Origin of the sequence: Salinicola tamaricis (assembly GCF_003006155.1) — a bacterium.
In the GTDB taxonomy this organism is placed as follows: Bacteria; Pseudomonadota; Gammaproteobacteria; order Pseudomonadales; family Halomonadaceae; genus Salinicola; species Salinicola tamaricis.
In genome coordinates this window covers 1,261,140-1,274,808 of record NZ_CP023559.1, presented here as the reverse complement: position 1 = coordinate 1,274,808, position 13,669 = coordinate 1,261,140, and the positions used below count along the sequence as shown (strand labels likewise).

Here is a 13,669-nt window from a genome sequence, read left to right as displayed (position 1 = left end):
AGGAACAGGCATGCACTACGGTATCGATGTCGGCGGCACCAAGATCGAGCTCGCGGTGTTCGATCCTCAGTGGCAGCGTCTCGCCACCTGGCGCGAGGCGACCCCCGCGGCGGACGGCCCGGCGCTGCTGGCGCGACTGGCGGCGATGGTCGCTGTGGCCGACGCCCGCTTCGGCGCGCGGGGCACCCTGGGGCTCGGCCTGCCCGGGGTGATCGATGCCCGCGGCTGTCTCGTCGCCGCCAATCTGCCCGGGTTGCGCGAGCTGCCGCTGGCGGCTTCTCTGCAGGCCCGCTTCGACCGCCCGATCGTGTTCGACAACGATAGCCGCTGCTTCATCCTCTCGGAGGTCGGCCCGGGCGGCGCCGCTGCTGGGGAACGGCATGCCTTCGGCGCGATCCTGGGTACCGGTGCCGGCGGTGGGGCGGTCGTCGAGGGACGTCTGCTCGGCGGGTGCGGTGGCCTGGCCGGTGAGTGGGGACATCTGCCGCTCTCGGCGGCGGCCAGCGAGCGCTACCATCTGCCGCGTCTGGCCTGCGGCTGCGGCCTGCACGGCTGTCTCGAGCGCTATATCGCCGGCCCCGGGCTGGTGGAGCTGTTTCGCCACTTCGGCGGTGAGGCGCAGCGCGCCGAGACCTGGTACGCCGCCTGGCGGGCGGGCGATCCAGCGGCGGAGCTGGCCCACCGCTGTCATGTCGATCTGCTCGGCGAGGCGCTGGCCAACGTCACCAAGCTGCTGGCCCCGGCGGCGATCGTGATCGGCGGTGGGCTCTCCACCCTGCCCGAGCTGGTCGCCGCGCTGCCGGCGGCGCTCGGGCGTCATCTCTTTCCCGGTGTCGTCGTGCCGCGGGTGGTGGCCTCGCATCTGGGGGCCGCCAGCGGCGTGCGCGGGGCTGCCATGCGGGGTGCCGGCTTCCTTCCCGACGCGGTGTAGGTGCCACCCGGGCGGGCTCTCGCCCGCCGACATACCTGCCAGAACCGACATGCCCCCAGAACGCAAGAGGCCGCCCCGAAGGGCGGCCTCTTTCTTTTGCTCTCTATCTTTTACTCTCTCACTGTTGCTTTCACGTCGTGGCGTTCAGCGCGGATCGTCACCGGCATCGTCGTCGACGTCGTCGTGGGTCGGTTTGTTGTGCGTGGCATCGTGCGACCGGGTATCCGGTTGCTCGGAGGACGTGGCCTCGTGGGCAGTACCCGGAATGTCGTGCTTGTCGTCGCGCAGCACGCGCACGTGGGCCGGCGGCGCCGAGCCGTCCCGATCCTCACCGAAGTAGAGCGTGGTGTGCGGGAACGGAATCTCGATGCCGGCCTTGTCGAAGTAGAGCTTGACCAGGCGGTTGTAGGCGCGTCCCACGCCCCACTGGTCGCCCGGGGTGGTCTTGATCACCACACGGATGTTGACCGAGCTGTCGGCCAGGGCGACGACGCCCGCCACGGTCATCGGTGCCAGCAGCTTGTGGCCATGCTCCTCGCTCGCCTTGAGCTCTTCGAACGCCGCCTGCAGCTGCTCGATGGCGTAATCGATGTTCTCGCGGTAGGCGATGCCGTACTCGCCGACATGGTTGCCGTATTCACGCATGAAGTTGGAGACCGTGCCCACCGACGAGAACGGCACGATATGGTAGGTGCCGGAGAGGTCGCGGATCGCCACCGAGCGGATGCTGACGCGTTCGGCGGTGCCGGTGACGCCACCCACGGTGACGACGTCGCCGGTGTTCATCGCATTCTCGAGTTGGATGAAGACCCCGGTAATGACGTCCTGGACCAGCTTCTGGGCACCGAAACCGATAGCCAGACCCAGTACCCCGGCGCCGGCGATCAGCGGGCCGATGTTGATGCCGATCTGCGACAGCACGATCATCACCGTCATGATGATCAGAGTGATCGCCAGGGCGTTGCGGAACAGGCTCATCAGGGTCTGGGCGCGGGCAGTCGGGGCGCCGCCGCCGGTTTCAGGATTGAGGTAGTTCTCGATCAGGCTGGCCAGTCCGATCCACACGATGGCGGCCACGGCCAGAATCAGAATCACCTGAATTACGGTGGCGACGGCGTGCGCGCCGGCTTCGCTGGCGTACCAGGCGGCGAGATCGAAGGCGCCCCAGGCGTCCAGGGTGTACAGCACCACCGCAACCAGGATGATCACGCGGATCACCTTGAGGAAGCTAGGCACGTAGGCGTTGAGGCGTCCCTCGAGCATCGGCAGGCGCCGGCGAATGTCGTCGCCAAGCGTGATACGCCGCCCGATCAGCTGGGTCAGCAGGCCCGAGACCAGCATGCCGATGCCGATGTAGAGAATCGTCTTCAGGGTCGCGACCAGCACGAACGGCAGGGCGGTTTCCGGATGCAGCAGGGTCACGCCGAACACCATCAGCGCATACAGAATGGCGATCACATGCCACACGCCGGCCAGCATGCGCAGAGCGATGCGCGAGGCGGCCATGCTGGCCTGCTCGGCCTTGCCCAGAATCAGGTCGCGTACCGCGAGACGCTTCTTGAGAATCACGGTCATCGCCGCGAGCAGGGCGATCAGCATGATCAGTACGCTGATCACCTTGCCGAAGGCCGGCGACAGGTTGATGTTCAGAATCGGTACCACCACCAGCATGCCGTAGCCGATGAAGCCGGCCAGGGTGGCCAGGAAGCCGTTGCAGTAGCGTGCCTGGGCGGCGCTGATGGGCACCAGGCGCAGACCTTCGTGGCTGGAGGCGAACAGCACGCGCAGTGCGCACTTGAACAGCTCGATCATCAGGAAGGCGTTGAGGAACAGCGAGAAGCGCGTGTTCAAGGTGCCACTCTCGCCGACCAGGAAGGTGGCGACGAGGTTGCCGGCGACATATGCCAGCACCACCACCACCACGTCGACCACGGCGGCCAGGATCACGCTGACGATCACGCGCAGCAGGTGGGCGCGGCCGTCACCCTGCAGCGACCAGCGACTGAATCGGTTGAACAGCGGCCCGGCGAGGCGCCGCAGCACGAAGAACGCGACCACGGTAGCGACGATCACCATGGCCAGCTCCAGCGCGGCATCGAGGAAGTCGCTCAGGCTGAAGGTGGGGCCACTGCTGGCGGCAGCGTCGCCGCTGCCGAAGAAGCCGCCGACCAACGCCGCCACGGCGGTGAACTGCCCGCCGATATCATCGGCGAAGGCGCTGGTGATCTGTGCCATGCGCCGCGGGAAGGAGACATCCTCGGCAGACTTGGCCTGCTCGGCGCTCTCGGTGGTGGCCTGACTGGCATTGGCCTGCGCGGGCGCACTGCCCTGAGACTCGCCGGCCTGGGGCTGCTCGGCGGCGAGCTTGCGCAGCTGATCGATCAGTGCCTGGCGCGACTGCTCGTTCTCCAGCAGGTCGGCCATGGTCGAGTAGGCGGGGCCTTCCTGGGCGCTCTGCTCGGCGGGCGCGCTCGACGACGTCACCGATCCGGCACTCTGTTGCGCCATCAGCGGGGCTGCGAAGAACAGCAGTATCAAGAGTAGCCAGCGGCTCGGCCAGCGATCGGGGCGAGGGGTGGGCACGCTTCAACCTCCTTGTCTGAAGGGCAGGGTATAAGGGCTATGTCTTAAGGACTATGTCTTAAGGGCTGTGTCTTAAGGGCTATGTTTTCAGGGTCAGTCTCGAGGACCGTGTCTCGAGGACAGTGTCTCAATGACCGGGCCTCGAGGGGATATCGTCATGCCGGCGCGGTGAACGCACGCGCACACGGCGGCTGACGACGGTCCGCACTCAACTTAAACATCCTTAGGGTAACATTTTATCGTCGCGCGGAAATTCAGCCGCCGGATCTCTTGAGGCTAGTCAATCCGTGCCCGCTTGCCACTGAATCGCCATGGATTTGCCACCGACAGTGGCGGTAGCGCTGGACAAGGCGCGATTCTTTGCCACGCTCTGTCGAGCCGCCGCGGCTGTGACACCGCGCGGCGCCGCGTGGGCGGATCGGACGCCGCCGCGCTGTCTCTTCCACCTCAAGTCTGGCGCCAGCCTGCGCTGGTGCCCTGTCAGGGACCGATCATGCTCAATGTGACCCTCGAACTGCGCTGCAACGTCTGCGGCGGCGAGCGCTTTCTGCTGCCGACGCTCGACGAGACGGCGCAGGATATACGCTGTGCCGGCTGCTCGGCATTCAAGTGCAAGAGCCAGGACCTGGAGCGCGCCATGGCCGCGGCCGGATCCCGCCGCGGTGGGCGTCACCCGGCGCTGTAGCTGCCCACGGCCCGATGATCGTGCACAAGAGGTTCGGGCACAAAACGCACGGGCACACAAAAAGCACCTCTCTCGAGGTGTTTTTTCTGGTGTTGGTGGAGGCGGGGGGAATTGAACCCCCGTCCGCCGGCACTCACCCATCGGCTCTACATGCTTAGTTCCGTCTTTTGATTTAGCGCAGTGACCTCCGACGGGCAGGATGACACCTTGCGATCTCTCTAAGGTTTAACGCATGTCAGGAGAGCGCTGACATACGCGGTCCCATCAGCTTTAGCTCATATCTCTCCGCGATGAATGGGCACATCGCTTCGAGGCCAGACAACAGCTAGCAGTTCTTAGGCTGCCAGTGCGCCTTGAGCGTAGTTTCGTCGTTTGCGACTATTTGATCGTAACGTGGATTTACGAGATACGTTACGCTCTCGGCATGCACCTCAGGGATTGTCACCGGCGTCGAAGCCATGTCGCCCCCGTGGAACCCCAACATTCTATCAGTTGGGGATGACCCCACGCCATCTCAATCGTCGAATCGAACCCTCGACGCCGCGCCTCAGGCGTGATCGCGCATCACCCGCGCCTTCTCACGATTCCAGTCGCGCTCCTTCTGGGTGGCGCGCTTGTCGTGCAACGCTTGCCGCGCACCAGCGCCAGCTCGCACTTGACCAGATTCTTCTTCCAGTAGAGCTTGAGCGGCACGAGGTGTGACCCTTCTCCTGGGTCCGCGAGAAGATCCTGGCGATCTCCTTGCGATGCAGCAGCAGCTTGCGCGTACGGTCAGGCTCGGCCACCACGTGGTGCTGGCGGTATTGAGCGGCGTGATGTGGTGCCCAGCAGCCAGGCCTCGCCGTTCTTGATCAGGATATAGGTGTCGGTGAGCTGGGCCTTGCCGGCGCGCAGGCTCTTGACCTCCCAACCGCTCAGCGAGAGACCCGCCTCGAAGGTTTCGTCGATGTGATACTCGAAACGAGCCTTCTTGTTCTGGGCGATCGTGTTGTTGCCGGGCGCGTTGCCTTTCTTCTTACCCATGACACCTCTTCGCGGCGATATCCGGTACGCCCGCAGACCTGGGGGCGAGCGTGCTACCATTCAAGCATGTGAGAAATAGCCCCCATGATACGCGCATCGGGGCGATAAATCAGTGGAGAGCTACATGCCAAGCGTGCACCGGTCTGCTTTTGTCCGGCATACCCCGGAACAGATGTTCGAGCTGGTCAATGACTTCGAACGCTATCCGGAATTCCTCCCCGGTTGTCGTCGGGCCCGGGTTGTCGAACGCGGAGAGGATTATCTGATCGGCAGCATGACCTGGCCAAGGGCGGCGTCGAGCAGAGCGTGACCACGCGCAATGACCTCAAGCGCCCCGGGCGCATCGATCTGTCGTTGGTCAACGGCCCGTTCAAGCGCCTCGATGGCTGCTGGCTGTTCCGTGACCTGGGCGAGAACGCGTGCAAGGTGGAGCTGGAGATGGAGTTCGAGTTCAGCAACCGGCTGCTGGGCATGGCCTTCGGCCGACTGTTCCAGCAGGTGGCGGGGCAACTGATCGACGCCTTCACCCGGCGTGCCGATCAGGTCTATGGGCGCTGACGCCATGCCGTCTGCAGCCGATGCCCCCGAGGTTAGCGTTGCCAAGCCGGGCGCTGCGCCGGCGGAAGACAGCCCGCTGGTCGAGGTAGCCTACGCCACGCCGGCACTTCAGCGTATCGTCACCCTCGCGTGGTCGGCGGGGCTGACCGCGCGGGCGGCGGTAATGCGTGCCGGTCTGCCGGCCTATTTCGCCGACCTCGACGAGGCCTGGCTGGCGAGTGCGCCGCTGGGGATCTTCGGTGAGCGTCTTGCCCACCCCGAACAGCGTGAGCTGCTGCCGGGAGAGCGGGTCGAGGTCTACCGCCCGCTACGTATCGACCCCAAGCAGGCGCGACGCGAACGGGCGGCCCGCAGGCCGCCGCGCTGACTCGCACTCGGTAAAGAGAGGGGTTAGGGAAGCGCTGAATACATCGCCGAACGAGATGAAGGACAAGGCGCACGGAACGCAGAAGGCGAGGCATAACTGGTGGTTAGGCGAGCCTTCGAGTACCGCGCAACGTAGTCATTCGCTCGTGCAGGCATTTATGCAGTGATTCCTTAGAGGCCGCTGGGACCGACCTGCGGCACCGCAGCACCTTCACCGGCGCCCTCGACCGCCGGGCCGGGGCCGCTGTCCTGGTCGAGCTCGACGTCGGCGTTCATGTCACCGGACTTCTGGATATCGACCACCTGGTCGTTGGCGAAGGTGAGCGTGACCCGCTTCTCCACCGTGCCGCCGTAGGCCTTGTCGAGATAGAAGACGTAGTCCCACTGGTCGGAGGAGAAGGGCGCTTCCATCAGCGGCGTTCCCATGACCTGAACGACCTGGGCGCGGCTCATGCCGGTATGGAGCTGAGACACCATGTCCTGGGTGATGAGATTGCCCTGGACGAGGTCGCGTTTGTAGACGCCAAAGTAGCTACAGCCAGCGATGAGAGACGCTGCGAGCACGAGTACGGCCGTTCTGATCAGGTTTTGCATTTGAGTCCGTCTTTCACTATCGTTGCGTGGATTGATCATACCCGACACGGGACGCCACTGCGAAGAGCGACCATGGCAGACGAAAACCAAGAATTGCGCAAGGCGGGACTCAAGGTCACTCTGCCGCGTGTCAAGATCCTGCAGATTCTCGAAGCGACACGTATGGAAGAAGAGCTCCATATGAGTGCCGAGGACGTCTACAAGGCGCTGCTGGAGTCGGGAGAAGACGTCGGCCTCGCTACCGTATACCGTGTGCTGACGCAGTTCGAGGCCGCCGGCCTGGTGGTGCGTCACAATTTCGACGGCGGCCATGCCGTGTTCGAGATGACCCAGGAAGAGCACCATGACCATATGGTGGACCTGGAGTCCGGCGATATCGTCGAGTTTTATGATGAAGAGATCGAGCGGCGTCAGCGCGAGATCGTCGAAGAGCACGGCTACGAGCTGGTCGAGCATGCGCTGGTGCTCTACGTTCGTCCGCGTGGCTCCAAGGCGACGCGTCAGGACAGCAGCAAGAAGTGACACCCTGGCCCGCATGAAGGGCACCAGAGATATCACCAGAACGCCGACCCCAGGGGTCGGCGTTCTGCGTTGTGTGGTGTCGTGAGTACGGTCTCGGTCTCGGTCTCGGTGGCGAGGCGCCGGTGACGCTCAGTGCGCCCCGGTCTGGCTCGCCGCCAGCATCTCGCGGGCGTGGGCCAGGGTGCGCTCCGAGAGCTTGACGCCGCCGAGCATGCGCGCGATCTCGCGCACTCTGCCCGCCTCGTCGAGCTGTGCCATCTGGGTGCGGGTGGCCTCGTCGCTCGACTGCTTCTCGATATGCAGATGCTGGTGCGCCTGGGCGGCAACCTGCGGCAGGTGGGTCACAGTCATGATCTGGGCTTTCTGGCCCAGCCGGCGCAGCAGCTGGCCCACGATCTCGGCGGTGGCGCCGGAGATGCCGACATCGACCTCGTCGAATACCAGCGTGGCCAGGGTGCTATGGCTGGCCGCCACCACCTGGATTGCCAGGCTGACGCGGGAGAGTTCACCGCCGGAGGCGACCTTGGCCAGCGGCCGCGGTGGCTGGCCGGGGTTGGCGCTGATCAAGAGGCTGACGCGGTCGATGCCGTGGGGCTGCGGCGTCTCCAGCGGGGTGACCTCGACCGCGAAACGCGCCTTCTCCATGCCCAGGAAGGCGAGCTGCTCCTGCACCTGGCGGGCGAACTCGGTGGCACTGGTCTGGCGCGCCTCGCTGATCTGGCGAGCGGCGTCGCGGTAGTGCTGGCGCGTCTCTTCGAGCCGCGCGCGCAGGCTGTCGAGATCGTCGTCGCCGCCCTCGAGTTCCGCCAGTTCGGTGCTCAGGCGCTGGTGCAGCGCGACCAGCTCGTCGGGCATGACGTGGTGCTTGCGCGCAACGCGATGGATCTCGCCGAGGCGTTCGTCGACCCAAGCAAGCCTTTGCGGATCGAGCTCGGTGGACTCGACGAAGTGGTGCAGCTCCCGGGCCGCCTCCTCGAGCTGGATCTGGGCATCATTGAGCATGCCGAGCGCTTCCGCCAGGCTGCCGCGGTCGCTGCCCGGCACCCGCGATAGCCGCGTGTGCGCCTGCGTGAGCAAGCCCAGCGCGCCGCCCTCGTCGTGGTCGCAGCAGTCGGCGGCGAACTGCGCCTCGCGCAGGCTCTCCTCCAGATGCGCCAGGGTCTCCTGCTCCTGCTCCAGCGCTTCCAGTTCGTCCGCCTGCAGGGCCAGCTGATCCAGCTCCTCTACCTGATAGCGCAGCAGTTGGCGCTTGGCCTCGCGCTCCTCGTCGTTCTCGCTGCGCTGGCGATACTGCTTGCGCAGGCTCTGCCACTGGCGGTGCAGCGCCGCCAGCTCGTCCACTGCGCGGCGCTGGCCGGCGGCATCGTCGAGCAGGCGGCGGTGGGTCTCCTCGTTGAGCAGCGCCTGGTGAGCGTGCTGACTGTGGACGTCGATCAGACACTCGCCGAGTTCGCGCAGGTCGGCGATGGTGCAGGGTTGGCCGTTGATCCACGCCTTGGAGCGTCCGGAAGCGGTGACCACCCGGCGCAGCAGGCAATCCTCGCTCGGCAGTTCGCGCGCGGCGAGCCAGGCCCGCGCCTCGGCGCGGCCGCTGAGATCGAAGCGCGCGCTGAGATCGGCGCGTTCGGCGCCATGACGCACGCCGCCGGCATCGGCGCGTTCGCCCAGGCAGAGCCCGAGGGCGCCGAGCAGGATCGACTTGCCCGCCCCGGTTTCACCGGTGATGGCGGTCATGCCGGGCTGGAACTCCAGGTCGAGGGTATCGACGATGGCGAAGTCGCGAATGGCGAGTTGGATCAGCATGCTGCCTCCCGAGGATCGATGGCGGCCATACAGTGGTCTGTTCGTTTATACAGTAGTCGGTTCGGTGCTTCAATCCGCCTCGCGGTGGCTGAGGGTCATGTGGCGCGCATCAGTGTTCACACAACGCGTGCCAACGCTTGAGATCGTCGCAGGCAGCCCCATATAGGCAGTCACTTGGACGTCAATAGCGAGCGTCGATGACGCCGACGTGTCTTCATATTGGTGCTTTCATCACATCTATATCGGGAGAGACTCATGGCCAGAGATCCGCAGAAGCCCGTCGACGAAGAGATCCAGCGCGCCGAGCGCGACGGCGAACCGCAGCCGACCCAGGCGCCGCTCGAGGGTGATCTCGACGCGGTCGCCGACGAGCTCGAGCATGAGCCTGTCGAGACCGGCGGCGACGCCAACCCCGAGGCAGAGGTGCTGGCCGCGCGAGTGGAGGAGCTGGAGCAGGCGCTCACCGACGCCAAGGATCAGTCCATGCGTGCCGCCGCCGAGGCTCAGAATGCCCGCCGGCGCGCCGAGCAGGATGCCGAGAAGGCCCGGAAGTTTGCCCTGGAGAAGTTCGTCAAGGAGCTGCTGCCGGTGGTCGACAGCCTGGAGAAGGGTCTGGAGAGCATGCAGGAGGTCGACGAGACCCACCGCGAGGGTGTGTCGATGACCCTGAAGATGCAGCTCGACGTGCTCGCCAAGTTCGGCGTCGAGCAGATCGACCCACAGGGTGAACCGTTCGATCCGCAGTTCCATGAAGCGATGAGCATGGTGCCCAATCCGGAGCTCGACCCCAACACGGTCATGGATGTGATGCAGAAGGGTTACACCCTGAACGGGCGTCTGGTGCGGCCGGCGATGGTCATCGTCAGCAAGTCGGCCTGACGCAATCTGGGCCGGCGGGCCTTGAAAGGTGCCCGAAAGCCCCCAGATAGCAGTCAATCGCGCCACACGCGCCGCCAAGACAACGTATCGAATCGTCAACGAATTGTTAGAGGTGAGGAATTATGGGGACGCATCATCGGTATCGACCTGGGTACGACCAACTCCTGCGTCGCCGTGCTCGACGGTGACAAGACTCGCGTGATCGAGAACGCCGAAGGCGCTCGCACCACGCCGTCGATCATCGGCTACACCGACGACGGCGAGACCCTGGTCGGCCAGGCGGCCAAGCGTCAGGCGGTCACCAACCCGACCAACACGCTCTATGCCGTCAAGCGCCTGATCGGCCGCAAGTTCAAGGACGATGTCGTCCAGAAGGACATCAAGATGGTGCCCTACCGCATCGTCGAGGCCGACAACGGCGACGCCTGGGTACAGGTGAACGACAAGAAGCTGGCACCGCCGCAGGTCAGCGCGGAAGTGCTCAAGAAGATGAAGAAGACCGCCGAGGACTATCTCGGTGAAGAAGTGACCGAAGCGGTCATCACCGTGCCGGCCTACTTCAACGACTCCCAGCGTCAGGCGACCAAGGACGCCGGCCGCATCGCCGGTCTCGAGGTCAAGCGCATCATCAACGAGCCGACCGCGGCTGCGCTGGCCTACGGTATGGATCGTTCCACCGGCGACCGCACCATCGCGGTCTACGATCTGGGCGGCGGTACCTTCGATATCTCGATCATCGAAGTCGCCGACGTCGATGGCGAGAAGCAGTTCGAGGTGCTGGCCACCAACGGTGACACCTTCCTGGGTGGTGAAGACTTCGACCTCAAGCTGATCGACTACCTGGTGCAGCAGTTCAAGAGCGATTCGGGCATCGACCTGTCCGGCGACAGCCTGGCCATGCAGCGTCTGAAGGAAGCTGCCGAGAAGGCCAAGATCGAGCTCTCCTCGGCCCAGCAGACCGAAGTCAATCTGCCTTACATCACCGCCGACAACACCGGTCCCAAGCACTTGGCGATCAAGGTCACTCGGGCCAAGCTCGAGTCGCTGGTCGAAGATCTGGTCAGCCGTTCGCTGGGCCCGTGCAAGACCGCCATGGAAGATGCCGGGCTCTCCAATAGCGAGATCCACGACGTCATCCTGGTGGGCGGCCAGACCCGCATGCCGATGGTGCAGCAGAAGGTCGCCGAGTTCTTCGGCAAGGACGCCCGCAAGGACGTCAACCCGGACGAAGCCGTGGCCATGGGTGCCGCGATTCAGGGCGGCGTGCTCGGCGGTGACGTCAAGGACGTGCTGCTCCTCGACGTGACCCCGCTGACGCTGGGCATCGAGACCCTGGGTGGCGTGATGACGCCGCTGATCGAGAAGAACACTACGATTCCGACCAAGAAGACCCAGACCTTCTCGACCGCCGAAGACAACCAGACGGCCGTGACCATCCACGCGCTGCAGGGTGAACGCAAGCAGGCGGCGCAGAACAAGTCGCTGGGTCGCTTCGACCTCGCCGACATTCCGCCGGCGCCGCGCGGCGTGCCGCAGATCGAAGTCGCTTTCGATCTCGACGCCAACGGTATCCTCAACATCACGGCCAAGGACAAGGCGACCGGCAAAGAGCAGTCGATCGTGATCAAGTCCTCCAGCGGTCTCTCCGATGATGAGATCGATCAGATGGTCAAGGATGCCGAGGCGCACGAAGCCGAGGACAAGAAGTTCGAAGAGCTGGTGGCCCTGCGCAACCAGGCCGACGGCATGATCCACGCCTCGCGCAAGACGCTGGAAGAGGCTGGTGACAAGGTCGACGCCGACGAGAAGAGCAAGATCGAGACCGCCATCAGCGAGCTCGAAGAAGCGCTCAAGGGTGACGACAAGGATGCCATCCAGGCCAAGCTCGATGCGCTCACCGAAGCCTCCGGCAACCTGGCGCAGAAGATGTACGCCGAGCAGGGCGAAGGCGCCGGTCAGGAAGCGGGAGCCCAGGCCGACGACGCCCAGGCCAGCGGCAAGAAAGAGGATGACGTGGTTGACGCCGAGTTCGAGGAAGTCAACGACGATCGGAAAAAGCAATAATCACGACGTCTGACGTCGTGTGACGGCAGCAGCGCGGGAGCCAGACACGACTCCCGCGTTGTCGTTTGCACGGCATCGACACGGAGGCGAACAACGTCATGTCCAAGCGTGACTACTACGAAGTGCTGGGCGTCGACAAGGGCGCCGACGGCAAGGAGATCAAGAAGGCCTATCGCCGGCTGGCACAGAAGTACCATCCGGATCGCAATCCGGACGATCAGCAGGCGGCGGAGAAATTCCGCGAGGTCTCCGATGCCTACGAGGTGCTGTCCGACGACCAGAAGCGCGCGGCCTACGACCAGTTCGGCCATGCCGGCGTCGACGGCCAGGCCGGCGGCGGTTTCGGTGGTGGCGGTTTCGGCGGTGCCGGGGCCGGTGGTTTCAGCGATATCTTCGGCGATGTCTTCGGCGATATCTTCGGTGGCGGCGGCGGTGGCCGGCGCAATCCCAACGCGCCCCAGCGCGGCAGCGATCTGCGCTACAACCTCGAGCTCGATCTCGAGGACGCCGTCTTCGGCACCACCGTCGACATCCGCGTGCCGCGTCATATCGAGTGCGAGCACTGCGACGGCAGCGGCGCCGAGCCGGGCTCGAGCAAGGAGACCTGCCCGACCTGTCACGGCCAGGGTCAGGTGCGCATGCAGCAGGGCTTCTTCGCCGTGCAGCAGACCTGCCCCACCTGCCACGGCAGCGGTCAGGTGATCAAGGTGCCGTGCCGCAAGTGCCATGGTGAGGGCCGTGTCCGCGAGACGCGCACGCTGTCGGTGAAGATTCCGGCCGGGGTGGATACCGGCGACCGCATTCGTCTCAACGGCGAGGGCGAGTCCGGGCTCAACGGCGGGCCGGCGGGTGACCTCTACGTCCAGGCCGATATCAAGCCGCACCCGATCTTCGAGCGTGACGGGCGTCATCTGCACTGCGAAGTGCCGATCAACTTCGTCGACGCCGCCCTGGGTGGTGAGCTCGAGGTGCCGACCCTGGAGGGTCGGGTCAAGCTCAAGATCCCCTCCGAGACCCAGACCGGCAAGCTGTTCCGGCTGCGTGGCAAGGGCGTGAAGCCGGTGCGCGGCGGCCCCGCCGGCGATCTGCTATGCAAGGTCGTTGTGGAAACCCCGGTCAACCTTTCCGAGGAGCAGAAAGAGCTGCTGCGCAAGTTCCAGGAGAGTCTGGGCAGTGCCAGCCGCCACTCGCCCAAGAAAGAGGGCTGGTTCGACGGCGTGAAGCGCTTCTTCGAAGATATGAAGCCCTGACCTCGGCGCCGCTCGCAGGGCCATGAGAAAGCCCCCGCCGGATTCGTCCGGCGGGGGCTTTTTCTTGGTGGCGATGTCTTGGTGAAGATGCCTTGGTGGCGGTGTGTCAATGCACAAGTCGCGGCGGCTAGCCCGCGTCCGAGGTTTCCTCCCAGTCCTTGACCGTCGTCGAGAGTGCCTTGAGCCGGTCGACGGCCAGCTTCGACACCGGGTCGAGCTGGCTGCCGTCCTCTTCGGCGTAGGCGATGATGTCGCGCTTCATCGGGCGCGCCCAGAACTTCTTGAGATGGGTGGCGACCTGCTCGGCCGCCTGGGCATCGTCGCCGTGATGGCGGTTGTTGAGGCTGATCTGATTGATCATCTTGATCAGCGATGCCGTGTTATCGCTCATGTCCGTCTCTCCCCGGTTGG

At 65.0% G+C, this 13,669-nt stretch carries 11 protein-coding genes, 1 other RNA gene and 2 pseudogenes; 8 read left to right on the top strand and 6 right to left on the bottom strand.

Annotated elements, in window-relative coordinates:
- The first annotated feature begins 10 nt into the window (after positions 1–10).
- Complete coding sequence (locus CN538_RS05925; RefSeq protein WP_106418843.1) at positions 11–931, top strand: ROK family protein; 921 nt, start codon at positions 11–13, stop codon at positions 929–931.
- A 144-nt stretch (positions 932–1,075) separates the two neighbouring features.
- On the opposite strand, the gene CN538_RS05920 is transcribed toward CN538_RS05925, so the two are convergent.
- The gene (locus CN538_RS05920) at positions 1,076–3,514 is read right to left on the bottom strand and encodes a mechanosensitive ion channel domain-containing protein (protein ID WP_422917548.1); all 2,439 of its coding nucleotides are present in this window, start codon (positions 3,512–3,514) and stop codon (positions 1,076–1,078) included.
- A 493-nt stretch (positions 3,515–4,007) separates the two neighbouring features.
- Between CN538_RS05920 and CN538_RS05915 the strand changes: the two genes are divergently transcribed.
- Entirely contained in the window at positions 4,008–4,199 is a 192-nt protein-coding gene (locus CN538_RS05915) for a hypothetical protein (RefSeq protein WP_106418842.1), read from the top strand.
- A 93-nt stretch (positions 4,200–4,292) separates the two neighbouring features.
- Here CN538_RS05915 and ssrA read toward each other — a convergent pair.
- Positions 4,293–4,668, bottom strand: a transfer-messenger RNA (tmRNA) gene (gene ssrA / locus CN538_RS05910).
- Between the two features lie 78 nt (positions 4,669–4,746).
- Positions 4,747–5,222 (bottom strand): annotated as a pseudogene (gene smpB / locus CN538_RS05905) (SsrA-binding protein SmpB).
- 124 nt (positions 5,223–5,346) lie between these two features.
- On the opposite strand from smpB, the pseudogene CN538_RS05900 reads away from it, so the two are divergent.
- Positions 5,347–5,780: pseudogene (locus CN538_RS05900) on the top strand (type II toxin-antitoxin system RatA family toxin).
- A gap of 4 nt (positions 5,781–5,784) precedes the next feature.
- Positions 5,785–6,147: an RnfH family protein gene (locus tag CN538_RS05895; protein WP_106420562.1), complete on the top strand. Its 363-nt coding sequence runs from the start codon at positions 5,785–5,787 to the stop codon at positions 6,145–6,147.
- Positions 6,148–6,317: 170 nt separating this feature from the next.
- On the opposite strand, the gene CN538_RS05890 is transcribed toward CN538_RS05895, so the two are convergent.
- Positions 6,318–6,740 carry an outer membrane protein assembly factor BamE gene (locus CN538_RS05890; RefSeq protein ID WP_106418841.1) on the bottom strand — a complete coding sequence of 141 codons (423 nt, stop codon included), beginning with the start codon at positions 6,738–6,740 and terminating at the stop codon, positions 6,318–6,320.
- 72 nt (positions 6,741–6,812) lie between these two features.
- Between CN538_RS05890 and fur the strand changes: the two genes are divergently transcribed.
- A complete protein-coding gene (gene fur / locus CN538_RS05885; RefSeq protein WP_035476150.1) occupies positions 6,813–7,262 on the top strand; it encodes a ferric iron uptake transcriptional regulator in 450 nt (149 codons plus the stop codon).
- A gap of 129 nt (positions 7,263–7,391) precedes the next feature.
- On the opposite strand, the gene recN is transcribed toward fur, so the two are convergent.
- The gene (gene recN, locus CN538_RS05880) at positions 7,392–9,065 is read right to left on the bottom strand and encodes a DNA repair protein RecN (RefSeq protein ID WP_106418840.1); all 1,674 of its coding nucleotides are present in this window, start codon (positions 9,063–9,065) and stop codon (positions 7,392–7,394) included.
- A gap of 255 nt (positions 9,066–9,320) precedes the next feature.
- On the opposite strand from recN, the gene grpE reads away from it, so the two are divergent.
- The 3 genes from grpE to dnaJ all read left to right on the top strand — a co-directional run bounded on the left by grpE (position 9,321) and on the right by dnaJ (position 13,258).
- Positions 9,321–9,944, top strand: coding sequence for a nucleotide exchange factor GrpE (gene grpE, locus CN538_RS05875; RefSeq protein ID WP_106418839.1), 624 nt, complete (start codon positions 9,321–9,323; stop codon positions 9,942–9,944).
- A 102-nt stretch (positions 9,945–10,046) separates the two neighbouring features.
- On the top strand, positions 10,047–12,008 hold the full coding sequence (dnaK, locus tag CN538_RS05870) for a molecular chaperone DnaK (RefSeq protein ID WP_106420561.1): 1,962 nt from the start codon (positions 10,047–10,049) through the stop codon (positions 12,006–12,008).
- A gap of 98 nt (positions 12,009–12,106) precedes the next feature.
- A complete protein-coding gene (gene dnaJ / locus CN538_RS05865) occupies positions 12,107–13,258 on the top strand; it encodes a molecular chaperone DnaJ (RefSeq protein ID WP_106420560.1) in 1,152 nt (383 codons plus the stop codon).
- Positions 13,259–13,385: 127 nt separating this feature from the next.
- Here dnaJ and CN538_RS05860 read toward each other — a convergent pair whose 3' ends face one another.
- The gene (locus CN538_RS05860) at positions 13,386–13,649 is read right to left on the bottom strand and encodes a formate dehydrogenase subunit delta (RefSeq protein WP_106418838.1); all 264 of its coding nucleotides are present in this window, start codon (positions 13,647–13,649) and stop codon (positions 13,386–13,388) included.
- Positions 13,650–13,669 lie beyond the last annotated feature (20 nt).